This window comes from Flavobacterium wongokense, from assembly GCF_021608265.1.
Taxonomy (GTDB): domain Bacteria; phylum Bacteroidota; class Bacteroidia; order Flavobacteriales; family Flavobacteriaceae; genus Flavobacterium; species Flavobacterium wongokense.
The window spans coordinates 584,811-607,609 of record NZ_JAKIHP010000001.1 but is presented as its reverse complement, the minus strand read 5'-3'; the positions used below and the strand labels follow the sequence as shown (position 1 = coordinate 607,609).

20 protein-coding genes and 2 tRNA genes are annotated in these 22,799 nt (G+C 37.6%); 14 read left to right on the top strand and 8 right to left on the bottom strand.

What is annotated here, in order from left to right; genetic code table 11:
* The first annotated feature begins 153 nt into the window (after positions 1-153).
* The gene (gene trxA / locus L1S31_RS02470) at positions 154-474 is read left to right on the top strand and encodes a thioredoxin (RefSeq protein WP_236461620.1); all 321 of its coding nucleotides are present in this window, start codon (positions 154-156) and stop codon (positions 472-474) included.
* 56 nt (positions 475-530) lie between these two features.
* Here the strand turns inward: trxA and L1S31_RS02465 are convergent, their stop codons facing one another.
* Together L1S31_RS02465 and L1S31_RS02460 are read right to left on the bottom strand one after the other, a co-directional pair.
* On the bottom strand, positions 531-2,528 hold the full coding sequence (locus tag L1S31_RS02465) for a sensor histidine kinase (protein ID WP_236461617.1): 1,998 nt from the start codon (positions 2,526-2,528) through the stop codon (positions 531-533).
* Positions 2,525-3,229: a LytR/AlgR family response regulator transcription factor gene (locus L1S31_RS02460; protein ID WP_236461614.1), complete on the bottom strand. Its 705-nt coding sequence runs from the start codon at positions 3,227-3,229 to the stop codon at positions 2,525-2,527. Before L1S31_RS02460 ends, L1S31_RS02465 begins: the two co-directional genes overlap by 4 nt.
* Positions 3,230-3,372: 143 nt before the next feature.
* On the opposite strand from L1S31_RS02460, the gene L1S31_RS02455 reads away from it, so the two are divergent.
* From L1S31_RS02455 to L1S31_RS02430, 6 genes are all read left to right on the top strand, one after another.
* On the top strand, positions 3,373-6,603 hold the full coding sequence (locus L1S31_RS02455; RefSeq protein WP_236461611.1) for a tail fiber domain-containing protein: 3,231 nt from the start codon (positions 3,373-3,375) through the stop codon (positions 6,601-6,603).
* 228 nt (positions 6,604-6,831) lie between these two features.
* A complete protein-coding gene (locus tag L1S31_RS02450) occupies positions 6,832-7,758 on the top strand; it encodes a DUF58 domain-containing protein (protein WP_236461608.1) in 927 nt (308 codons plus the stop codon).
* An 85-nt stretch (positions 7,759-7,843) separates the two neighbouring features.
* Positions 7,844-7,917 (top strand) — tRNA-Asp (locus tag L1S31_RS02445).
* Between the two features lie 328 nt (positions 7,918-8,245).
* Positions 8,246-9,622: an alpha/beta hydrolase-fold protein gene (locus L1S31_RS02440; protein ID WP_236461606.1), complete on the top strand. Its 1,377-nt coding sequence runs from the start codon at positions 8,246-8,248 to the stop codon at positions 9,620-9,622.
* A 22-nt stretch (positions 9,623-9,644) separates the two neighbouring features.
* Complete coding sequence (locus L1S31_RS02435; protein ID WP_236461603.1) at positions 9,645-10,022, top strand: hypothetical protein; 378 nt, start codon at positions 9,645-9,647, stop codon at positions 10,020-10,022.
* A gap of 4 nt (positions 10,023-10,026) precedes the next feature.
* Positions 10,027-10,503, top strand: a complete 477-nt coding sequence (locus L1S31_RS02430) for a hypothetical protein (RefSeq protein WP_236461600.1) — start codon at positions 10,027-10,029, stop codon at positions 10,501-10,503.
* 57 nt (positions 10,504-10,560) lie between these two features.
* Here L1S31_RS02430 and L1S31_RS02425 read toward each other — a convergent pair whose 3' ends face one another.
* Together L1S31_RS02425 and L1S31_RS02420 are read right to left on the bottom strand one after the other, a co-directional pair.
* Entirely contained in the window at positions 10,561-11,694 is a 1,134-nt protein-coding gene (locus tag L1S31_RS02425; RefSeq protein ID WP_236461597.1) for a glycosyltransferase, read from the bottom strand.
* Positions 11,685-12,608: a hypothetical protein gene (locus L1S31_RS02420; protein ID WP_236461595.1), complete on the bottom strand. Its 924-nt coding sequence runs from the start codon at positions 12,606-12,608 to the stop codon at positions 11,685-11,687. Before L1S31_RS02420 ends, L1S31_RS02425 begins: the two co-directional genes overlap by 10 nt.
* Positions 12,609-12,633: 25 nt before the next feature.
* Between L1S31_RS02420 and ruvC the strand changes: the two genes are divergently transcribed.
* The 5 genes from ruvC to L1S31_RS02395 are packed head-to-tail and all read left to right on the top strand — an operon-like array spanning position 12,634 to position 15,914.
* Positions 12,634-13,188, top strand: coding sequence for a crossover junction endodeoxyribonuclease RuvC (ruvC, locus tag L1S31_RS02415; protein WP_236461591.1), 555 nt, complete (start codon positions 12,634-12,636; stop codon positions 13,186-13,188).
* Positions 13,188-14,321, top strand: a complete 1,134-nt coding sequence (gene hemW, locus L1S31_RS02410; protein WP_236461586.1) for a radical SAM family heme chaperone HemW — start codon at positions 13,188-13,190, stop codon at positions 14,319-14,321. Before ruvC ends, hemW begins: the two co-directional genes overlap by 1 nt.
* Positions 14,321-15,088, top strand: a complete 768-nt coding sequence (locus L1S31_RS02405; RefSeq protein ID WP_236461584.1) for a cyclase family protein — start codon at positions 14,321-14,323, stop codon at positions 15,086-15,088. The genes hemW and L1S31_RS02405 overlap by 1 nt, the downstream gene beginning before the upstream one ends.
* A gap of 50 nt (positions 15,089-15,138) precedes the next feature.
* Complete coding sequence (locus tag L1S31_RS02400; RefSeq protein WP_236461581.1) at positions 15,139-15,540, top strand: GNAT family N-acetyltransferase; 402 nt, start codon at positions 15,139-15,141, stop codon at positions 15,538-15,540.
* Positions 15,541-15,542: 2 nt separating this feature from the next.
* On the top strand, positions 15,543-15,914 hold the full coding sequence (locus L1S31_RS02395) for an MmcQ/YjbR family DNA-binding protein (RefSeq protein WP_236461578.1): 372 nt from the start codon (positions 15,543-15,545) through the stop codon (positions 15,912-15,914).
* Between the two features lie 12 nt (positions 15,915-15,926).
* Here L1S31_RS02395 and L1S31_RS02390 read toward each other — a convergent pair whose 3' ends face one another.
* On the bottom strand, positions 15,927-17,027 hold the full coding sequence (locus tag L1S31_RS02390) for a DUF4407 domain-containing protein (RefSeq protein WP_236461575.1): 1,101 nt from the start codon (positions 17,025-17,027) through the stop codon (positions 15,927-15,929).
* Between the two features lie 136 nt (positions 17,028-17,163).
* Here L1S31_RS02390 and L1S31_RS02385 point away from each other — a divergent pair, with 136 nt between their 5' ends.
* Positions 17,164-18,459, top strand: coding sequence for a T9SS type A sorting domain-containing protein (locus L1S31_RS02385; RefSeq protein ID WP_236461572.1), 1,296 nt, complete (start codon positions 17,164-17,166; stop codon positions 18,457-18,459).
* A 32-nt stretch (positions 18,460-18,491) separates the two neighbouring features.
* Here the strand turns inward: L1S31_RS02385 and L1S31_RS02380 are convergent, their stop codons facing one another.
* A complete protein-coding gene (locus L1S31_RS02380) occupies positions 18,492-19,880 on the bottom strand; it encodes a dipeptidase (RefSeq protein ID WP_236461569.1) in 1,389 nt (462 codons plus the stop codon).
* A gap of 139 nt (positions 19,881-20,019) precedes the next feature.
* Between L1S31_RS02380 and L1S31_RS02375 the strand changes: the two genes are divergently transcribed.
* Positions 20,020-20,101: transfer RNA gene (locus L1S31_RS02375), tRNA-Leu, on the top strand.
* A 168-nt stretch (positions 20,102-20,269) separates the two neighbouring features.
* Here the strand turns inward: L1S31_RS02375 and L1S31_RS02370 are convergent.
* Both L1S31_RS02370 and L1S31_RS02365 read right to left on the bottom strand, forming a co-directional pair.
* On the bottom strand, positions 20,270-22,045 hold the full coding sequence (locus tag L1S31_RS02370) for a hypothetical protein (protein ID WP_236461565.1): 1,776 nt from the start codon (positions 22,043-22,045) through the stop codon (positions 20,270-20,272).
* Positions 22,029-22,799 carry a hypothetical protein gene (locus tag L1S31_RS02365; protein WP_236461563.1) on the bottom strand — a complete coding sequence of 257 codons (771 nt, stop codon included), beginning with the start codon at positions 22,797-22,799 and terminating at the stop codon, positions 22,029-22,031. The genes L1S31_RS02370 and L1S31_RS02365 overlap by 17 nt, the downstream gene beginning before the upstream one ends.

Below are 22,799 nucleotides of genomic sequence, written 5' to 3'. Positions count from 1 at the left end.
ACAGAAGGGAAAAATGTTTCATCATAAAATTAAAATCAATAATCAGATTTTTAAATATCGGCATAGTCAAATGTGATTTTTTTAACAAACCTTCTGAAATAAAATGCCTAATTTTGTGATGAAATAAATACACTAATTTTTAAAATATAAAATATGGCTTTAGCAATAACAGATGCTACTTTTGACGAAGTAGTATTGAAATCAAACAAACCGGTAGTAGTAGATTTTTGGGCAGCTTGGTGTGGACCATGTAGAATGGTTGGGCCGGTTATCGACGAAATCGCAACAGAATATGAAGGGAAAGCAACCGTTGGTAAAGTTGACGTAGATGCTAATCAGGAATTCGCTGCTAAATACGGTGTTCGTAATATCCCAACAGTTTTGGTTTTCCAAAACGGAGAAGTAGTTGGACGTCAGGTTGGAGTTGCTCCAAAGAAAACCTACACAGACGCAATTGACGCTTTGTTGTCGTAACGATATTGTAATCCCGATAACGGGAAATCTAAGGCTCAACGAAAGTTGGGCCTTTTTTATTTTAGTATTAATGTGATGGTAGTGCCTAATTTTAATTTGGTTTCTACTTCAATCCTGCAATCTATTGCTTTTGCCAAATCCCGAATTAGGTGTAAGCCCAAACCACTTTTTATGCCCACAACCTCTTTGTCATCATACAGGGCTTTGAATTGGTCTTTACTGGCACCAGATCCATTATCGGTAACCGACAGATAGGTTTTGTCATTTTCTTTCCAGGCTTTCCAGGTTACAGTGGGATTATCAACTTCATTTAAAGCTTTTATGGCATTGCCGGTCAAATTACGGATGATGGTTTTTAGGTAATTTTCATCGGTAGTCAATTGTAAATTTTCGGGATTTTCAAACGATATTTTAATTTTTTCCTCACTCAAAAAATGACTTTTAGTATCTTCAAACAAAGAGGAAATAAAGACTTTTTTAGGCTGTGGCTTAAAGTTTTCCATCTGGCTTTTGCTCCATTGCAGGATGTCTTCCATTGAAGCCAAAAGGTTTTCTGCACCAGACATGGTTTTGTCCTGCATGCGTTTTTTGCTTTCCTCATCAAGCATTTCGGGGCTTTCCTTTTGAAGCTGTAAAAAGAAAACCAGGTTGGAAACCGGACCGCGCAAATCGTGATTTAGTATGCTGAAAAAGCGTGTTTTGGTTTTGTTGGCTTCGTCGAGTTCCGCATTTAAAAGTTGTAATTTTTCGTTATTCCTTTTACGGCTGCGGCTTTGATAAAAGAGCAGGCTTCCGATAATGAAAAGCGATAAAATTCCCCCAATCAAATACCACTTTTGCTTTTCTTTGGTTGCCAGCATCATCTTATTTAACTGAATCTCCTTGTTTTTTAAGTCTATGGTTTTAGCGACTTCAAGCTCGGCTATTTTGTTTTTGTTTTTCTGTGAAAAAATTGAGTCTTTAAGCTGATTGTAGTTGGCTACATATTGCCCATAACCACGAATATTATTTTTAATATACTCAACCGAGCTAAGCGTTGAGTAGCAATACATTTCCCAGTTTTTGTTTTTATTGGCTTTTGCCAAATCCATCGTTTTTATAAAATATTTTTCAGCAGTCAGCAGCTCTTTCGATTGTAGATTGTGTTTGCCTACAGCATTTGCCCATTGCGTGTACATGTCAAAATAGGTATAGCCAATATTGTACTGGTTAGCCATTGACATGACGTTGTTAGGGGAGATTTTATCCCAAATTTCCTGAGCTTCAAATTCCATTGCGGCACATTTTTTCAAATCAGCCTGATACAATATCGACCAGTTGGTCAAAACCCATGCAATGCCATAATAATTATTGTGCTTTTTGAAATAAGCATGCGATTCCGTGAAATATTTTTCAGAGTTGGCAAAATCTTTTTTTACCCTGTAAACCTCTCCCAATACACCATTACAGAAAGCGGTTTCTTCATAATCCTTCATTTTGAGTGTAATCGCCTTTGATTTATAGCCAAAATCGAGCGCTTTGGCAAAGTTTTGCTGATCTAAAAAAAGAAATGAGAGATTCTTGTAAATCCACATTTTTGTTTCCTCATCTTTAGAATTTGCTGCGATTTTTTCAGCCTTAAAATAATATTTGCTGGCATTGACAAAATCAGACTGAAGTTGGTAAATGCGGCCTAAAAGAGCGTAATTAAAGCCTATTCCTTTCTTGTTATTTATGGATATGTTTGTTTTAAGGGAAACCTTGTTCAGTGCTAAGGCTTCCTGGGATTTGTTTTTTTCGATGCAATAAATCACCAAGCAGGTCAGCGCTTTTGCCTCTTCCTTTTTGTAACCTTTTTTTCGGGATTGATGCAATGCCTGGCTTGCAAAATAATAAGTACTATCAAGATTATAATATCGGTATGTAGTAGAGATTTCAATCTCCTTGTTTATTTTTTCCAATGCAGAAGCGCTTTGGGTAGTCTCCCTTTTGAGTCTTTCAATTTTTTCAATCTTCAGATTCTGGGCATTGCTCAAGGAGAAACACAACAACAGGAGTAAGACGTATTTTCTCATTGCCCGATGTTTATGCTGTTCTTATAACTTCTTCCTACCGGAATCAAATTTCCGTTACTGAGCTGAATTTCCTGGCTTCCAATTTTTTGAATGTACTGTTTCTGCACTGCATAACTTCGGTGAACCCTTAAAAAGGAATTGAATTTTTCTTCATTTAGGATTTCACCAAGATTGGATAAAACGCAGTGCCTTTTATTTTCAGTAACTAAAATTGTGTAGTTCTTCAGCGCTTCCAAATACAGGATTTCATGCAATTTGACTTTTACCTGATCATGGCCGGTTTTTACATAAACAATATCGCCGCCCAGGCTCGACTCAAACAAACTTGCCTTGGTGCGCACTTCCATAAACTCCTCAAGACGTTTCATCATTTGTTCAAAACGAGGAAACTTGAAGGGTTTTACAATAAAATCAAGGGTTTGTAGTTCAAAGGTTTCTGCAGCGCTTTCAGAATGGGATGAGATAAAGACGCAAACTGGGATTTCTAAAGCTTTTCGGCGTAATTCCAAACCCGAAGCTCCTTCCAGTTCGATATCAAGGAAAGCAACGTCAATCGAGTTCTTATCTATAAATGAAAGCGCCTTTTCTGCCGAGTCAAAAACACCCACAATATTCAGGAGGGGAAACCTTTTTGCATAAGAGAGCACAACCAGGCGATCCATTTCATCATCGTCAACAATTATGCAGCCAAATTGCTTCATCCAGTAGGTTTTTATCAAATATAAAGAATTTCCGGCTAAAGATTGTCGTTTGTGTATTTAAAATGTCGTTCGTCCTTTTTGGGTTTTTCTGCCTCTGATAATGAGTCAACTTTGCCGTCAACTACTACTTATTTAATCACACAATGAAAAAGTTACTACTAATTTCGGCCTTGATTAGTATATCCCAATTTGGTTTTTCCCAGGTTGGAATCAATACTACTTCACCCAATGCACAGCTTGATATTAAATCAACCAATCAGGTAACTCCCTCAAACACTGATGGAATATTGATTCCGAAAATCGATGCCTTTCCGATAACCAATCCCACTGTTGCACAAAACAGCATGATGGTTTATCTGACCACTACTTCGGCAGGAAAACCACCTGGGTTTTATTATTGGAATAATCCGACCACAAGTTGGAAAGGTTTTGGAAGCGATTTTGGCTGGAGCCTGACAGGGAACAGCGGAACCAGTCCAACGACTAACTTCATAGGTACTACAGATGATAATGACCTTAAGTTCAGACGTAATGACATCAATTCGGGCACAATTGCCTTAACAAATACGGCTCTTGGTCTAAATTCCCTAAACCCCTTGACTACAGGGACAGCTAACAACTCTTTTGGAGTCAATACATTGAAAAACAACACGTCGGGCGTTCAAAATACAGCTATTGGGGATTGGGCATTGGAGTTTAATACAACTGGATATTACAATAGTGCACTTGGTTCTAATGCGCTTTGGAAAAACACTGAAGGATATTTCAATAATGCTTTTGGAACTCAAACCTTAGAACAAAATATAGATGGGAATTATAATTCCGGTTACGGAAATTATGCTTTGCATTTTAATACAACAGGTGATGAAAACGTAGCAATGGGGGTTAATGCATCAAGAGCCAACATCATAGGAAATAATAATACATCCATAGGGACCAATTCATTGTATTCGAACAAAGCTGGTTCAAACGCAACAGCCCTAGGAAATAGAGCCATGTTTTATGCAAATGATACTGCAACACCATTTGAAAATAAAAACGTGGCTATCGGCTTTGAAGCCTACAGAGGTTCGTTAACACCAGCAAATAATACAGGAAACTCTAATACTGCTATAGGTTACCAGGCTATGACTAATAATGAAAATGGTGGTAGTAATACAGCAACGGGTTACGGTGCATTGTATACAAATTCTTCAGGAGGTACTAATGTTGCCAATGGCTCTATTGCGCTTTATAATAATACTATAGGGAATTCCAATACAGCCATAGGATATGCGGCCCTTACACTCAATAACAATGGAAGTTCGAATGTGGCTGTTGGGTATGCATCACTTAATCTCAATACTTCAGGAAGTACAAATACTGTTGTTGGAAACGCAGCCATGCAGGATAACAAAACAGGTAGTCAGAATGTCGCTATGGGTATCCGGGCACTAAGCTCCAATGTTGCGGGATCAAAAGCCGTTGCGATAGGAAGGGATGCCATGTTTTATGCTAATGATAGCGCAACACCATTTGAAAATAAAAACGTGGCTATCGGCTTTGAAGCCTATCGAGGTTCGCCAATAGCAGCAAGTAATACAGGGAATGAGAATACCGCCGTTGGTTATCAAACCCTGCAAAATACTAATTCGGGGCACTTTAATACTGCAATTGGTAGTTCCGCAATGATTAACAACGCAGATGGTGATAGCAACACTGCCGTAGGTAATAATGCCTTATATACCAATACAGATGGAGGTAGCAACACAGCCATAGGAGCTGGTGCATTGCTATTGCTTGATGATGGTAATTTTAATGTGGCCATGGGGCACAATGTGATGAGGCAGCTTGCATCAGGTGATGAGAATATTGCCATCGGGGCAAGTGCGATGAACCTTCAAACTGCAGGATCTCATAATATTGCTATCGGAAGATCTGCATCGGTGCCTTCCACTACCGGCAGCAATCAATTATCTATTGGAAATGTGATTTATGGCGTATCGATGACTTCGCCTACTGCTGGTAAAATTGGAATTGGTGTTCCTATTCCGGCAGAAAAACTCGAAGTAGCCGGGAAAACCAAAACTACCGATTTGCAGGTTACTACTGGAGCAGGAACAGGTAAAATCCTGACTTCTGATGCAGCGGGGAATGCTACCTGGCAAACACCGGCGGTCTTAACAGGTTGGTCAACCGTAGGAAATGCATCCACAAATCCGGCAACCAACTTTATAGGAACAACCGACAATGTCGATTTTGTTTTCAAGAGATTCAGTACGCTTTCAGGCAGAATCAGCACGCTGAATACGTCTTTGGGTGTAAACTCTTTACTTGTAGGGCCGAGTGGTACAGGGAACAATGCTTTTGGGACATCGGCTTTACAGCAGGCTTCAACAGCAATGAACAATAACGCCGTTGGCAATTATGCCTTGCTTAATAATCATACGGGAAACTATAATAATGCTTTTGGTTTTGGAGCCTTAAATGCCAATACAACAAGCAGCAATAATGTAGCAATGGGTAACAGGGCATTATTTACACATGGTTTTTCAAATGGATTGGCTCTTTACGACTCCAATAATGTAGCTGTAGGATTTGAGGCCTTGTTTACCAATAATCCCACTACGTCTTCAAACGGAATCAATAACACAGCGGTCGGGTCTCTTTCGTTAAGGAGTAACACAACGGGTTCTGCCAATACAGCCATAGGTTTTGAGTCGATGAATTCCATAACTTTTGGAACCGATAATGTCGCACTAGGCCGCAGCGCCTGCAATTTCCAGGTTTCCGGCAGTAATAATGTCTGTATAGGGAGTTATGCTTACCCTACATCATCAATAGCAGTTTCCAATTATATAGGTATAGGATATAATGTTGGTACTATTGCCTCCTTTGGGAATACGATTGAACTCGGCAATACAAGCATTACAGCCATCAAGGCACAGGTTACAGGCATCACGGCGTATAGCGACCGACGCATCAAAAACAATATCCAGGAAAATGTTCCCGGATTGAATTTCATTACAAGACTTCGTCCGGTAACGTACAATCTCGATATCCACAAGCAAAATGAAATCCTGTACCGCAATAAAAAAGATGCAAATGCCGACTGGCAGGGAAAATACGACATCGAAAAAATAACCCAAACAGGTTTCATCGCCCAGGAAGTTGCAGAAGCTGCTAAAGCAGCAAATTATGATTTTAACGGAGTCAGCATTCCCGAGAATCCTTCGGATTTGTATACGGTGAACTATACCCAATTTGTCATGCCGTTGGTAAAGGCAGTTCAGGAACAGCAGGAAATGATTGAAAATCAAAATAAGAAAATTGAGCTATTGCAAAAGGCCAATGAAGAAATTTTAAAACGATTGGAAAAGCTTGAAAAACAGTAATTAGCATAGTTTAGAATAGTTAAGTAAGTAGTTTTGGTTAACTTGGAAGAGGTCCGACGCGAGTTGGGCCTTTTTCCTTTTTAAGAGCACAACATTTGTCCTTGTCGGGAAGTTTCCACCCGCTTTCCGCAGTACACGGTACTTGCTGCAATCGGGGCTATTTGAGACGTGCTTTGTTTTATGATATTTTTAATTTTTTAATGTCTATTCTTTATCTATATTTGATTTATGAAGATTGAAGAACAAAAAGAACTCGTTTCCGGATTCAAGCACCTCGAATTACTCGCCAACCAGGTTGTGGAAGGGTTTATTTCAGGAATGCACAAATCGCCTTTCCATGGTTTTTCTGCAGAATTTGCCGAGCATAAAGTCTATAATTCAGGCGAAAGCACCAAGCATATCGATTGGAAATTGTTTGCCAAAACAGACAGGCTTTACACCAAGAAATATGAAGAGGAAACCAATCTTCGCTGTCATTTGATTCTCGACAATTCTTCCTCGATGCATTATCCAAAACTTAAAAATGACGAACCATTTTATCACAATAAGATTGGGTTTTCGGTTTTGGCTTCAGCCGTTTTGATGAATTTACTGAAAAAACAGCGTGATGCCGTCGGATTAAGTGTTTATTCCGATCATTACGAATATTATGCTCCCGAAAAAGGAAGTGACCGTCATCATCGGATGATTTTGAACAAACTGGAAGACTTGCTCGAGCATCCGAAAGTTTCCAAAAACACAGACACTGTTACCTTTCTGCATCAGATAGCCGAAAAAATCCACCGCCGTTCGATGATTGTCCTGTTTACCGATATGTTCCAGACCTCCAACAATGAAGCTCTTTTTAATGCATTACAACATTTGAAACACAATAAGCATAAAGTGGTTGTATTTCATGTCATTGATAGGAAAACCGAAGTCAATTTTAACTTTGATAACGCACCGCGAAAGTTCATCGACCTTGAAACAGGGGAACAAATCAATATTTTTGCCGATACAATCAAGGAGGTTTACGAAGAAAAAGTCAATGATTACTTCAAAACCCTGGCGATGACGTGTGCTCAGAATAAAATCAAGTATGTTCCTGTTGCAGTCGAAGAAAGTTTTGAAAAGATTTTGACGACTTACTTGGTTGAAAAACAAATGTTTGGATAATTTTTTTTTGAACGGCAATTTTTTTAACGAAAAACACTTGCAGATATCAAAAACCATTGTATATTTGCAACCGCAATAACGCAGAGGTTTGGTAGTTCAGTTGGTTAGAATACATGCCTGTCACGCATGGGGTCGCGGGTTCGAGTCCCGTCCAGACCGCGAAAATTGGGAAAGCACTTTGGAAACAAAGTGCTTTTTTGCCCAAAAAAGGAATTTTTAAAACTCCGTTTTAGGCTCCCAAAAAAGCAAATGAAATGCACTCAATATCGTAAGTGAGTCATTCAAAATTAGTTGTGTTGTTTTGCTACGACTTTGTAACTCGTAGCGCGGTTTAGTAGTTAGACCAATGAAAAGCTTTCCCTTTTTTAGGGATGGCTTTTTTGCTTTTATAAACTTTCTTTTTGTAATTTTATGTTTTATTTGATATATCAAATACTTTTTTAATTCAAAACAAAACAATTTTGATTGTCTGTTAAAACATAGAGCTATGAAAAAAATCTACTTTTTAATTTCGCTTTTCTTGGTATTATCCATTCAGGCTCAGGTAACCTTGAGGATAACTTCGATTCCAGCCAATACGCCTGTCGGAACCAACATTTATTTAATCGGAAGCATCAATGCCTGGGATGCAGCCAACACGCAATATCTTTTGCAACCAGACGGCTTGGGAGCAAGGACAATTACAATTCCTGAAGGCACAGGAACTGTTGGCTATAAATTCACACGCGGAGGAAGCTGGTCAACCGTTGAAGGGAATGCCAGTGGCGGTTTCCTGCCTGACCGTTCCTTTACTTTTACCGGAAGCCCGCAAACGATTAATTTAACCATACAATCCTGGGAAGACATTGCCGGTTCCGGAAGCAACAGCACTGCTGCTGCGAATGTCCAGATTTTGAGTAACGCTTTTTTTATGCCGCAGTTGAATCGGAACAGGAGAATTTGGATTTATCTGCCACCAGATTACTATACCACAACCAAAACCTATCCGGTTTTATACATGCAGGACGGGCAGAGCTTGTTTGATGAAAGCACTTCATTTTCCGGAGAATGGGGAATAGACGAATCTTTGAATACCTTGCATTCCCAAGGAAATTACGGAGCGATTGTTGTCGGGATTGATAATGGTGGAGACTTTAGGCTAAATGAATATTCTCCGTGGGTAAATCCAAATTATGGCGGTGGCGATGGTGATGCTTATATGCGGTTCTTAGGAGAAACATTGAAACCTTACATTGATGCCAATTTCAGGACAAGGCCACAGGCGCAATTTAACGCCATAATCGGGAGTTCAATGGGAGCTTTAATTTCTACTTATGGAGCGGTAAAATACCCCAACCTTTTTTCTAAGGTAGGTGTTTTCAGCCCTTCGTTTTGGTTTGCACCCGTCCAGCTAAACAGTTATATTAATAATACAACGAATGATCTTTCCGGCCTACGGCTCTATTTTGTTTGTGGACAGAATGAGTCAGCCGCTATGGTTTCGGATATGAATACGGTCCAAAATATACTGGTAGCCAATGGCGTTTCTGCGTCAAATACATTTACCAAGGTTGATGCCGACGGAATTCACCACCAATCCTATTGGAGACGTGAATTCCCTGCGGCTTATCAATGGCTGTTTCAAAATGTGAACTTAAGCAACGCTGATATTTCCATTCCAAAAATTGAAATTTTCCAAATGAATTCCAACCAGGTTTATTGTTCGGGTTTGCAACATGATTTGAATGTAGATGTTTATTCGGTTCACGGGCAGAAAATGGGAAGCCTCACTCTTCAAAACGGAACAAACGATATTGATCTTTCGCTTTCAAACGGAATCTACATCCTCAAAAGCACTGAATTTACAACCAAGTTTATTAAATAAGTTTTTTTACTTATTTTTGAGCATGATTATTAAGAAATTAACCCGGATACTTTTTTTTAGCTTTTTGTTTTTGGCTGCGACCAACACATTGCAGGCTCAGGAAAAAACTTCAAATACTGAAGATGCACAGCTAAAGGAAACCCTGTATAAAAAGTTCAAAAAAGAAGTGCAATCTTATGACAAGAAGGAATTCGATGCGCTTTTTTTTGAGTTTTTTAAAAAAACCAAAGACAAAACCCTGACTTTAACCAAAGAAGAATTCTATACCTACACCATTAAAATTGCGGCTTACTCAGAAAAATTGGGCTTGTTGTACAAAGACCAAAAAGAAACAGCAGACCGCACCAAACAAGAATGGTTTGACAAAAGTTATACAGATTACCTAAATTCCAAAAAGTAAAAAATTGAAAAAACTTTTGCCCATATCATTGTTGATCCTTCTTCAATCCTGCCAGTATTTTGAAAAACAGGTTCCCAATGAAAAAGAGTTGCTGGACCAGGAACTGAAGGAAATCAATTGGAATGAAGTTGATGAATATCCATCGGTTGGCGATTGCGAAAAATTAACCGACGCCAATCAGCGCAAACAATGTTTTTTCGAATTCCTGACCGCAGAAATCCAGCAGAAATTAAATGTGGACACGCTTTCAGTCCTATTCCCAAAACTAGATACTATTGAAGTAAAAGTAACCGTGCTTCCAAATGCCTCGATGCAATTTGAACCTCAGTTCCCGAAGGATTCTGTTGCTTACGACACGATAAAAATCGACAGCATCCTGCACGCAAGGTTAATCGACTTCCCAAAGGTAAACCCGGCAATCAAAAGAGGAATTCCGGTCAAAACCCAATTCGTGCTTCCGGTAATCATAAAGTCTGAGTAATTTTTTAGGAGCTGTTTCCGGCTTTCCGCGCTACACGGTAGCTTGCTCCAATCCGGGCTATTTTTTAAACTTCCTTCCTTTCCACCTAAAGCTTCCAAAAAGCGAATAAATCCCAACAAGACTTGAGAAAAATGGATAGATTAGGCTGCTTGCTATCGGGACAAAAAACTTCCCTTTTCTTAAATAACTATTGGATTGATAAAGCAGGATATAATCGACAACATATTTTACTAAAAATATGCTCTGGAAAATTTTCCAATCCAAATAATCACAAACTGCAAACCACAGACCGCAAACCAAACCAAGGTTCATCAGCAATACAAAAACGGCAAGCATTTTTGCATAACTGCTGTCGTAAGATGTAGTTTTTCCGGCCCAACGAACGCGCTGCATAAAGAGTTTGAACAAATCGTTTTCGGGTTTGGTTTTTACAATCACATCATTGTTTTTAAGGTAATGTACTTTTTCAAGATTTGATTTGACCGCCTTTTGCAACAACAAAACATCATCGCCACTGGCTTTGTCGCTAATTCCACCAAAACCGCCAATTTCATTAAAGAATCTTTTGGTGTAAGCAAAATTGGCTCCATTGCACATAAACGGTTTTCCAATGCCGAAACTGCCAATCGTAGTTCCCTGTAGGCTCATCAAATCCAATTGCTGGAAGTGATGGAACCAGTTGTTCTTGGTTTTATAAATTACGGCGCCAATAATCATTTCGGGGTTATTTTCCTGGATGTAATTATCCAAAGTCAGCAGCCAGTTAGCGTCAACAAGGCAGTCTGCATCCGTGGTTACAATCCAATCGTGTTTAGCAATCGGAATGGCTCTGGTTAAGGCGTCCTTTTTAGGTGAATACGACAATTCCAAATTTTCCAAAAGCGTGGTATCAACGGCTTCGTGATTCAAGCGCCATTGGTTGTAAATTTTAACCGAATTGTCTTTGGAAAAATCATCCACCATCACAATCTGAATCAGTGAAATTGGATAATTGAGCTGTGAAAATGACTCCAAAAGTTTGTTGAGGTTCTTTTCTTCATTGCGAAAAGGGACCACAATCGTAAAAGCGGTTTTAGGGGTCAGATTGGTTGTTTCAAAATATTTTATTTTGGCAAAACCCAGAATCAACTGAGCAATGAAAACCACATAAATCACTAAAACAAGCAGCAATGCAATCGAAACTATTCCCATTTTGGTTTGAATTTAAGTACATAATAACTTCCGATGACGACGGGCAAAACCACATTCAGGAACCACATCAATGTGGAAATAAAAACCACAATCCATTCGTTTACACCCAGTTTTCCAAAGAAAAAAACAGCAACGCTTCCTTTTACGGCAAAGTCCAAAAATTGAAAACTTGGTAAGGACGAAGCCAAAAAATAAACAACAGCAATGGTTGCCATCATCGTTAGATAAGGTAAATCTACATCAAAAGCCAGAAATAAAAAATAGTATTGATGCGAAAAAACCAAATAACGGCAAAGCGCCAAAAGGTTATTCTTTTGATGGATTCGTTTTGGGATTTCGTTGATTTTGCGAAGCAATTTTTCGATGGAATATCCCTTTACCGTTATTGTTTTTGTAAAAAGTGCTACAAGAGAAAGCGCAAAAACCAAGACGGTAATCGCCAACGCCCAGTTCCAATAACCCAAAACCATCAGTCCAATTGTCCCAAAAACAACTGTCAGCAGCATTTGGGCTCCGTTGCAGATAAGGTTTAGGAAAATGATTTTCCTGGTTTTCTTTTTGTCAAAATACAAGGCTTTTCCGGCGTATTCCCCAAGTCCGTTCGGAGTAAAAATCCCGGCAGTTAAAGATCCCAGAACCTGTTTGGTAGATTCTCCAACAGAAATAGGTTTTAGGAAGGAAACCAGGTTTTGCCATTTCAGGATTTCGAGGAACCGATTGACAAAACTAAAGGAAAGCAGGAACAAAGCTCCCGAGAACGACTGGTTATCATAAAGCAGACTGTGGAATTTGACCCAGTCCAATTTTTCGTTATGGGCCAATTGGTCGTAGATGAAATAAAAAGCAGCAGTTACAATCAAAAGTTTGATCAGAAAAACGATGAATTGCTTAGCTTTGTGTGGAATTGTAATCATTGTTACAAATTAACGAAAATAAAACTTGGCAAACGAGCGCATCATATTAGGAATTGACCCAGGAACAACCATCATGGGATTTGGGTTAATCAAGGTTGTAAACAAGAAAATGGAATTCATTCAGTTAAACGAATTGATCCTGAGCAAGTATGATGACCATTATACCAAACTCAAAGTCATTTTTGAACGCACCATCGAATTGATTGAAACCCATCATCCGGATGAAATTGCAATTGAGGCTCCGTTTTTCGGCAAGAATGTCCAATCGATGTTAAAACTCGGAAGGGCACAGGGAGTTGCAATGGCCGCGGGTTTGTCACGCCAAATCCCCATCACCGAATACGAACCGAAGAAAATCAAAATGGCAATTACCGGAAACGGAAATGCAAGCAAAGAACAGGTAGCCAAAATGCTCCAACAACTTTTAGGTTTAAAGGAGCTTCCCAAAAACCTTGATTCCACTGATGGTTTGGCAGCCGCGGTTTGTCATTTCTTTAATTCCGGAAAAGTAACCGGAAGCAAAAGTTATACAGGCTGGGATGCGTTTGTCAAACAGAACGAAGAAAGAGTTAAAAAATAATGTCTGGCATTTATATTCATATACCTTTCTGCAGGCAGGCTTGCCATTACTGCGACTTCCATTTTTCAACTTCACTGAAGAAGAAAGATGAAATGGTTTACGCTTTAGCGAAAGAAATTGCACTGCGCAAAAGTGAGTTTAAAGATGAAGTTGTAGAAACAATTTATTTCGGTGGAGGAACGCCAAGCATATTGGGAATCACAGATATTCAATTGCTGATTGATGCGGTTTACCAAAATTATGCTGTAGCTGAAAATCCGGAAATCACCGTAGAAGCCAATCCCGATGATTTATCGGAAGAACGCATCATCGAATTATCGAAAAGCAAAGTCAACCGTTTGAGCATCGGAATCCAGTCGTTTTTTGAAGATGATTTAAAGCTGATGAACCGTGCGCACAATTCGGAAGAAGCTAAAAAATGCCTCGAAACAGCAACAAAATACTTTGATAATATTTCCATCGACCTGATTTATGGAATTCCCCAGATGAGCAACGCGAAATGGCTCCAGAATGTGGAAACAGCTTTAAGTTTCAATATTCCCCACATCTCGAGTTACGCTTTGACCGTTGAACCTAAAACCGCTTTGCATACTTTTATTCAAAAGGGAATCATTCCGCAACCCGATGATGAAGTGGCTCAGGAACATTTTCAGCTGTTGGTGGACAAGCTCGAAGATCAGGATTTCATTCATTATGAATTGTCCAATTTTGGCAAGGAAAATTATTTTTCAAAAAACAATTCGAGTTATTGGCTGGGGAAAAAATACCTTGGAATTGGGCCTTCAGCGCATAGTTATGATGGAATTTCAAGAAGCTGGAATATTTCAAATAATACACAATACCTTAAATCGATTGCCGAAAATCAACTGCCTTCAGAAACAGAAACCTTAACCAAAACCGACCGTTACAACGAATACATAATGACCGGTTTGCGCACTGTTTGGGGAATTTCCTTAGACCGTATTGAATCCGAATTTGGTACTTATTATTTGAATCACCTGAATGAGCATGCCGAAAAATATATCGAAGATCATCTGCTTTTTGTAGATGATAATATCTTAAGGGCAACCAAAAGAGGGAAGTTTTTGGCAGACGGAATTGCAAGTGATTTGTTTTTGCTAAATTTGGATTAATGAAAGCACTAATCAACAATACATTCGAAATCGACCTGTCACAACCTATTGACATTTCGATTCCGCTGACCAATACCGAAGCAAACCCGATTGCGTGGTATATCGAAAAACCACAAATTGAACCGGTTCGTTTTGGCGATTGGATTGGAAAGGTTTCAGAAGGAAGCTCTACCAATTTCAATAATATTTTCTTCAACCCACACGGACATGGAACTCACACTGAATGCCTTGGTCATATTACAAAAGATTTTTACAGCATCAATCAATGTTTGAAACAGTTTTTCTTTTCGTCCGAATTGATTTCAATCCAGCCCAAGGAAATGAATGAAGATTTAATCATTACCAAAGCACAGATTCAGCAGGCTTTGAATGGCAAAACTCCCGAAGCCATTGTAATCAGGACTTTGCCAAATGCTGAAAGTAAAACACACAAAAATTATTCAAACACTAATCCGCCTTATCTGCTTGAAGAAGCGGCAACCTTCATCCGCGAAAGCGGCATCAAACATTTACTGATAGATTTGCCAAGCGTTGACCGTGAAAATGATGAAGGAAAACTATTGTCACACAAAGCGTTCTGGAATGTAAAAGATGTCAATAACCTCAATGCTGATGCGCGATTGGACTGCACGATTACCGAAATGATTTTTGTCGAGGACAAAGTCAAGGATGGAAGCTACGTACTGAATTTACAGATTGCTTCGTTTGAAAACGATGCCTCACCAAGTAAACCTGTTTTGTATTCTATTATGAATTTTGAATTCTAAATTTTAAATGATTTCTTTTAATTCAAAATTTATAATTTAAAATAATTTTTATGATTGAAGTTTCCACTGATAAAAGCAAGCTGAATGTCCCGTTTGTCCAGAACTTTTTGAAGGATATTTATTGGGCTGCAGGCAGAACCATTGATGAAGTCCAAACCACGATTGATGCCTCGTTTTGTTTTGGAATTTATTTGGATGAGGAACAAATTGGCTTCGCGCGTGTCGTAACCGATTATGTGGTTTTTGCTTATCTGATGGATGTTTTTATTGATGAAAAGCATCGCGGGAAAGGCTATTCTTCCATTTTGATTGACGCTATGATGAAGGAGCCACAATTGCAGCAAGTCAAGATTTGGCGTCTTGCCACTTCGGATGCGCATTTTTTGTATAACAAATTCGGCTTTTCCGCCTTGGCACATCCGGAAAAAATGATGGAGAAAGTAATAAAATAGAGATGGACATTCAGCAGCTTTACGAATTCTGCCTTTCCAAAAAAGCAGTAACTGAGCACTTTCCGTTTGATGAAGATACTTTGGTATTTAAGGTTGGCGGCAAAATGTTCTGCCTGACTTCGCTGAAGGAGTGGGAAAAAGGAACTCCGGCTTTAAATTTAAAAGGCGACCCTGAAAAAAACGAGGAACTCCGCGCCGAATACGAAGCCATAAATCCAGGATTCCACATGAACAAAAGCATTTGGAATACAGTGGATTTCAACAGCGATGTTCCCGATAAAATGATGCTTCAATTAATCAATCAGTCGTATGATCTGGTTTACAAAGGATTGACCAAAAAGGTGCGAGAAGAAATAGAAAAGGAAGCTGATTAGCTTCCTTTATTGTTACATTGATTTTTTCTGTTTCTCTACAAAACCATCAGCCTGGAGTTTGAGCAGTTCTAAAGCACCTTTTCGTTTGTAGTTGTATAATTCCTTATCATCCTTGATATCGGCATAAACCTTATCATAAATGTCAGCGTCGGTTTTCTTCTGCAGTTCGCTTTGATAACGGTTTTGCGAAATGACGTTTTTAATTCCCATTTCCAAATCTTCCTGTTTGAAATCGTATTCCCCTTTTGGGGATAACAATTTGGCAATAATCGGCGAGGTTTCAATGGCTAAAAACAATAGCATAATGAATATCGATGGTAGTGCCGGCAATTTTCCCAAAGCATTGATTCGCGCCATAAGACCGTCAAAACCTTCAATGATAGGTTGGGTTTCGGTGACTTTTTTGTCCAAATCGGATTGTAGTGTTTTGGCTCTGGATTCTTTATCGGTAATCGCTGCAGCACTGGCAATCTTTAGCGAATCCAATTGTTTTGCGGCCAAATCGTGGGCAATTCTTTTCTCTTTGTAAATAGGCCCTTTTCCCATTTTTTTGGTTCCGGCGGAACCTTCCGCTTCGGTGATATAGGATTGGTATAAATCGGCAACCTCTTTCTCTTTTTTCGCGATGCCCGATTTCAGGCTGTCGATTTCCGCCTTGTTTTTATCGACATCATTTTTAAAATAATTGGCAACCTGATTTTTATTGGCAATAGCCATTTCATTTTTTTCCTTTAATAAAACGGTATTGATTTCCTTTTCAAAAATTTTGATTTCCAATGGCTTTGAAATTACAATAGCAATGATGATCGCCAATACGATTCGGGGTGAAGCCTGGATCAATTCATCCATGAAACTATCCCTTTTTTTGATGGTCGAAACAATAAAGCGGTCGAGGTTGAAAATTAAAAATCCCCAAACCAAACCAAACGCAATGGCTATGTAGGGATTATCAAAAACGGTGTAGAGTGCATAACTGCTGGCAATGAAAGCCATAACTGCTGTAAAGAAAACGGTGGCGCCAATGCCAGCGTATTTGTTTTGTTCGCCGTTGGAACAAGAGTCCACAATGTCGCTATCGACACCGGAACACAGGAGGAAAAAACGTTTTAACATGATGATGATTTTTTTGATTTGATGATTATACAAATATAACGCCAAAACTTTAGGTTTATTGTAAGATGTTGAAAGTTAATTTGGTATCAATGTTTTATTGAAAATAAAATATTACATTTATGTAAATTATTGATTTATGAAAAAAGGCTACTTTATTTTTTGTTTGATATTTTCAATATTCGTTAACGCACAGGTAATCAATTTTCCGGATGCGAATTTTAAAACCAAATTGATGCAACAGGATGTTGCTTTTGATAGTAATTACATACCAATAACTTTAGATGCCAATAATAATGGCAATATTGAAGTTAGTGAGGTTCAGGGTGTAATTTTCCTAAATGTTTCACATGGGAATATTTCAGATTTAACAGGGATTAATCATTTCACCAATTTATGGGCATTGGATTGCAGCTATAATTCGTTGACAAACATCACGGTTGATAATTCGATAATCATAATGAACCTGAACGCGAGCCACAACGCTTTGACTTCTGTTAATGTGAATTTTGGAAACTTTAACCAGGATTATGATCCAGGACTGGATTTAAGCTATAATAACCTCGCAACATTTTCACTTAGTAATGTAATTATGCATGATGGCTTCTTTATCAATAACAATCAACTTACCAGTCTAACTATCAATAATTGCCATCTGGGAGGTTTTTCTGTAGCTCAAAATAACCTGTCAGCTATCAATTTTACCGGGAATAATTCGATAGGAGGATATGCAAATTTCACATACAATCAATTTACTATGCTCGATTTGGCAGGAGCAAATATTGATTATGAATGTAACGTTATTTTAGGAAATAATATTCAGGACAGGATTCGAAATCTGTTAGGAGGCGAAATATATTATACTTCAAACAATACTTTTTTTGATTTAGGGGATTATCGCGGAACCACTTCCTGCGATCCGGAAGCTGGAGGCAGGGTTTATATCAATTCTTGCCCAAATCTCGAAACTATCAATTTTAAGAATGGTTACAACCATATGTTTATTACCTGTGATGAGGGTGGAGATATTTTTCAAAATCCTTCAATAAGTTTACAAATAGGTACATGCCCAAATTTAACGACAATCTGTACTGACCAATTAGAGAAAGATACTTTTCAATTTTGGGTGGATTTATTAGGTCTTCAAAATCAAATTACAGTCAATCCCAATTGTTCTCCAACTATGGCGACTGAAGAATTAGTATTAGAGCAATTCACCATATTCCCTGTGCCGACTAAAGATATTTTACAAATCCATTCGAACGATAGTCTTGAAATCAAAGGAATCACAATCTACAACAACTTAGGTCAGATGGTTCAAATGGAAATTGGGAATCAACACGAAATTGATGTTTCAAGACTCGCAAAAGGAGCTTATTATTTGAAAATCAAAACAGACAGCCTAACTTCTATTAAACAATTTTTAAAAGAATAGAAAAGAAAATCCGCCCTTTCGAGGCGGATTTTTTATTTGCTCAATTCCACAAAATACTTATAGAACAACGGAATTGTTTCAATCCCTTTCAGATAATTGAAAATTCCGAAATGTTCGTTTGGTGAATGGATCGCATCCGAATCCAAGCCAAATCCCATCAGGATGGTTTTTGATTTTAATTCCTTTTCAAATAGCGCTACAATTGGAATGCTTCCTCCTGAACGAACCGGAATTGCCGGAACGCCGAAAGTTTCAGTATACGCTTTGTTGGCTGCTTTGTATCCAATGCTGTCAATCGGTGTAACATAACCCTGTCCACCGTGATGAGGCGTCACTTTTACCTTTACGGCTTTTGGCGCAATGCTTTCAAAATGTTTGGAGAACAATTCCGTGATTTCTTCCCAATCCTGATTTGGAACCAATCGCATTGAGATTTTGGCGTAAGCCTTGCTCGCAATTACAGTTTTTGCACCTTCACCAGTATAGCCACCCCAAATCCCGTTTACGTCTAATGTCGGACGGATTGAGTTTCTTTCATTGGTAACATAACCCGCTTCTCCATAAATATCCTCAATATCCAAAGCTTTTTTATAATTGTCCAAACTGAATGGTGCTTTTGCCATTTCGGCTCTTTCGGCAGCAGTTAATTCTTCTACCTTATCATAAAATCCCGGAATGGTAATGTGGTTGTTTTCGTCATGAAGCGACGCAATCATTTTGGTCAGTACATTAATCGGATTGGCTACTGCACCACCATACAACCCTGAATGCAGGTCGCGGTTTGGCCCGGTAACTTCCACTTCAACATAGCTCAGGCCACGTAAACCGGTCGTAATAGACGGTTGCTGATTGGAAATCATTCCGGTGTCTGAAATCAGAATCACATCACAACTCAATTTTTGCTGGTTTCTTTCGACAAACCAACTCAAGCTTTTGGAACCAACTTCCTCTTCACCTTCAATCATAAACTTTACGTTGCAAGGCAGATTGTTGTTGGCAATCATATATTCAAATGCTTTGACATGCATGTACATCTGGCCTTTGTCATCGCACGAACCACGAGCGAAAATAGCGCCTTCCGGATGTATTTCCGTTTTTTTGATTACGGGTTCGAAAGGTGGAGAAGTCCATAAATCCATTGGATCTGGTGGCTGCACATCGTAATGCCCGTAAACCAAAACCGTTGGTAAATTCTTGTCGATGATATGTTCGCCAAAAACAATTGGGTAACCCGGAGTTTCGCAAATCTCAACATGTTTGCAACCCGCTTTTTCAAGCGCTGCCTTTACAGCATCTGCGGTAGCAATTACATCGTGGGCATAAGCACTGTCGGCACTTACCGAGGGAATTTTTAATAGTTCAATAAGCTCATTGATAAAACGTTCCTTGTTTTCCTGAACGTAGTTTTTTATGTTGTCCATTGTTGTTTGATAAAGATAATGTCAAATATACAAATTGAAAATCCATTATCAGAAATTACAAAACCCAAAATTTTTAGAAAAATAAACTTGTTGCGATTTGGTATTTGAAAAATATGGCTATATTTGCACTCACAATTTTGCGGGTATGGCGAAATTGGTAGACGTGCCAGACTTAGGATCTGGTGCCGCAAGGCGTGTAGGTTCGAGTCCTATTACCCGCACTTTTAGAAACGCAAATCTTTAATTTATAAGGGTTTGCGTTTTTTGATTTTCGAAGTTGCCCAACCATTGCCCAACCATTTAAAAAAACTTTGTTTTTTGAACTCAGGAAACCTCAACTATTTATTTTTCTCCTTGCCGTTACCTTGCCGTTATTTTTGCTTTTAAAATTATTTCATAAGGCTGAATAACAATGAAGATTTATTTAAGAGATCAAAATCTGTTTTGAAAACTTTTTCAATCAACTTTCTCAGCTCTACATTTAATTTAGGCAATTTCTTATTGTAGTTCTTATAAAAAACATTGAACAGATGATAGTTTTCAAACTGGGTGTCATACATTCTCATTTCATCATTTAGGATTTCGATATTTTTTTCATCATTAAAGTATTCTTTCATTTCGATATATGAGCTTTCTGAAAGGCTTACTTTTCCGGCGAAAGTCTTATCAAAAGCTTCTTTTAATGAATTAGCCCTATTATTAATGTCTTCACTAACACTATAAAGCAAATATTCTAAATGGCAGTTCTCAATTAATTGCATTTTAAAAAAAGCGTCCAGCTTTTCTTTTAACTCTTTTCTGTGTTCCGGCTTTAAGGCATTAATTAAATCAAACATTATTGAAACGTCATCAATTGTATTGATTTGATAATCTTGTTTTAAAACAATATTTGACAAACGGATATAAGGGCTTTCCAATTCGGTAAATACTTTCAGTAAAAATTTAATATCTAATAGTAAGTCAAATGAATTTAGGTTTTCCTTTTCTCCGCCATCTAATACACCGTGACTATATTTATTTCTTAATTCAGGAATATGATATTGAAAGTAATCGAAATAATAGGTGCTTAAATTATAGAAATCTCTCAAGCTATTTACTTTGTAAAATAAAGACTTTTCACTTATTTTATTTGAGTTTATGTATTTCAGCATTTCGGAAAAGATACCCTCAATTTGAGATAATGCTAAACCATAAAAGCTAATCCATCTTTTTCTATTTATTAAATACTTTAGTTCTTCTATAATTGCTTTTCTATCTGTTGATAAAGGCAGTAAGCTTAAATGATAATCAATTTCCCTAAAGACTTCATTTTTGTCGTATTTCCTAAAATACAACTTATAAAACTTCCTCTTATCACTTTCATATAATTTTTCCATCGAATTTTCGTTGTCCATCGGAAACTCGGTTAGCCTATGTCCACATTTATCAATTAAATTGTGATTAAAGTAACCTCTACTATATTCATACGCTGAATAATAGGGAAAATCATAATGCCCCAATATAAAACTGGTAGGAATTGATATGGGATAAAGGGTTGACTTAGCAATTGCTCTTTCCTTTAAGCCTCCTCCAAAAATAAAATCAATAATTTTTTGTTGTTCTTCATTGCATCTGAAGTAATAATCTAAACAAGTTCTTTCCGAATGATTGGACGGCTTTTTATCTTTTTCCTTGAACTCTTTGATAAACTTTAGATTAGTATAGTATTGAATATTTTGATTAATATTCAGTAAATGAGTTTCAGCATCATTTTTTAAGTCTTCATATATTGGTTTAGGAACTTTTTTCAACCTTAGAATATGCTCTAAATAGCGTTTTTTATACGGTTGCGCCATTATATCTTTAGATGTGCTAACAAGTTCTTTAACTCCATCGCCAATCCTATAAATTGAGGCCTCTTTTATGTTTTTGTGTCTAAAATGATCAAGGACAACTCCCGCCATTTGTTCAATAGATTTTTCGGTATTCTTTAATTTTTTATTGATAGGGTGCAACATCTCTAACGAGTGATAAATTATTTCGTCTAAATTATCGTATTCAAAAAGTTTATTATTGCCTAAATGTGCTAAGAAATCTTTTCTAAATCTGTCTAAATCCCAAACGCTTTTTTTGTAATCATCTAAGTTAAAAAGAACTTTTGCTGTTGTTTTATTTTGTTTTTTCATCCCAAATTAATCTAACGGGGTTGTTATGAATTTGTGAATCTGAAAAAGTTTCACAAGAAGTTAATATTTCAATTGAGTCTTTTGTTGTTTTAATTAAATGGTTAATGAGCTCAGGTTCGACAAAAGATTTCAACGCTTCAAGTGGGTTTGAATTGAGATTAAATTTATACCAATTTTCATTGATTCTAATTACTTGAATTACATTTTCATTTGTTATCATTAATCCCCCGTCAACTGGTTTATCATATTCTATTGGAAAATCTATAATGTTATTGTAAACAACTGTTTCCATAAATTTTGATGAGGTAAATTTTATTACATTACTATCAATATCGCCTTGTATTTTTAAACGCTTTTTTCTTTTGATATGAATTATCTCTTTGAATATTTCGTGTAGATTACTAAGTGAATATTCTTCAATTTCCTCTAATCTGTCAAAAGAGAGATATCCAGTTTCCTCCATATTTATTTGCTCAAATGATATGGGTTCAAGTACAGATTTAATTATCTCTATTCCAATTTCTGAAATTACTTCTTCAAAAACTTTTTTATCAATAATTGCAATTTTAATTTGTGGTTTGTTCTTTGGATTAGATGCGTTTTTTGTAACGTGAAAATTAATGTCCGGTTGCCTTTCGTCAAAGACCAATGTAAAATGAATATCTTTTGGGAGTGACTCAAAACCAAAAGTTATTAGATGAGGTTTAAAACTAAACCAAAACTTACTTTCGAAAGAAAAATGATTTAGTTCCAT

Coding starts and splice junctions, on each gene's coding strand:
- trxA (WP_236461620.1), top strand. CDS start 154: ATGGCTTTAGCAATAACAGATGCTACTTTTGACGAAGTAGTATTGAAA.
- L1S31_RS02465 (WP_236461617.1), bottom strand. CDS start 2,528: ATGAGAAAATACGTCTTACTCCTGTTGTTGTGTTTCTCCTTGAGCAAT.
- L1S31_RS02460 (WP_236461614.1), bottom strand. CDS start 3,229: ATGAAGCAATTTGGCTGCATAATTGTTGACGATGATGAAATGGATCGC.
- L1S31_RS02455 (WP_236461611.1), top strand. CDS start 3,373: ATGAAAAAGTTACTACTAATTTCGGCCTTGATTAGTATATCCCAATTT.
- L1S31_RS02450 (WP_236461608.1), top strand. CDS start 6,832: ATGAAGATTGAAGAACAAAAAGAACTCGTTTCCGGATTCAAGCACCTC.
- L1S31_RS02440 (WP_236461606.1), top strand. CDS start 8,246: ATGAAAAAAATCTACTTTTTAATTTCGCTTTTCTTGGTATTATCCATT.
- L1S31_RS02435 (WP_236461603.1), top strand. CDS start 9,645: ATGATTATTAAGAAATTAACCCGGATACTTTTTTTTAGCTTTTTGTTT.
- L1S31_RS02425 (WP_236461597.1), bottom strand. CDS start 11,694: ATGGGAATAGTTTCGATTGCATTGCTGCTTGTTTTAGTGATTTATGTG.
- L1S31_RS02420 (WP_236461595.1), bottom strand. CDS start 12,608: ATGATTACAATTCCACACAAAGCTAAGCAATTCATCGTTTTTCTGATC.
- hemW (WP_236461586.1), top strand. CDS start 13,188: ATGTCTGGCATTTATATTCATATACCTTTCTGCAGGCAGGCTTGCCAT.
- L1S31_RS02405 (WP_236461584.1), top strand. CDS start 14,321: ATGAAAGCACTAATCAACAATACATTCGAAATCGACCTGTCACAACCT.
- L1S31_RS02400 (WP_236461581.1), top strand. CDS start 15,139: ATGATTGAAGTTTCCACTGATAAAAGCAAGCTGAATGTCCCGTTTGTC.
- L1S31_RS02395 (WP_236461578.1), top strand. CDS start 15,543: ATGGACATTCAGCAGCTTTACGAATTCTGCCTTTCCAAAAAAGCAGTA.
- L1S31_RS02390 (WP_236461575.1), bottom strand. CDS start 17,027: ATGTTAAAACGTTTTTTCCTCCTGTGTTCCGGTGTCGATAGCGACATT.
- L1S31_RS02385 (WP_236461572.1), top strand. CDS start 17,164: ATGAAAAAAGGCTACTTTATTTTTTGTTTGATATTTTCAATATTCGTT.
- L1S31_RS02380 (WP_236461569.1), bottom strand. CDS start 19,880: ATGGACAACATAAAAAACTACGTTCAGGAAAACAAGGAACGTTTTATC.
- L1S31_RS02370 (WP_236461565.1), bottom strand. CDS start 22,045: ATGAAAAAACAAAATAAAACAACAGCAAAAGTTCTTTTTAACTTAGAT.
- L1S31_RS02365 (WP_236461563.1), bottom strand. CDS start 22,799: ATGGAACTAAATCATTTTTCTTTCGAAAGTAAGTTTTGGTTTAGTTTT.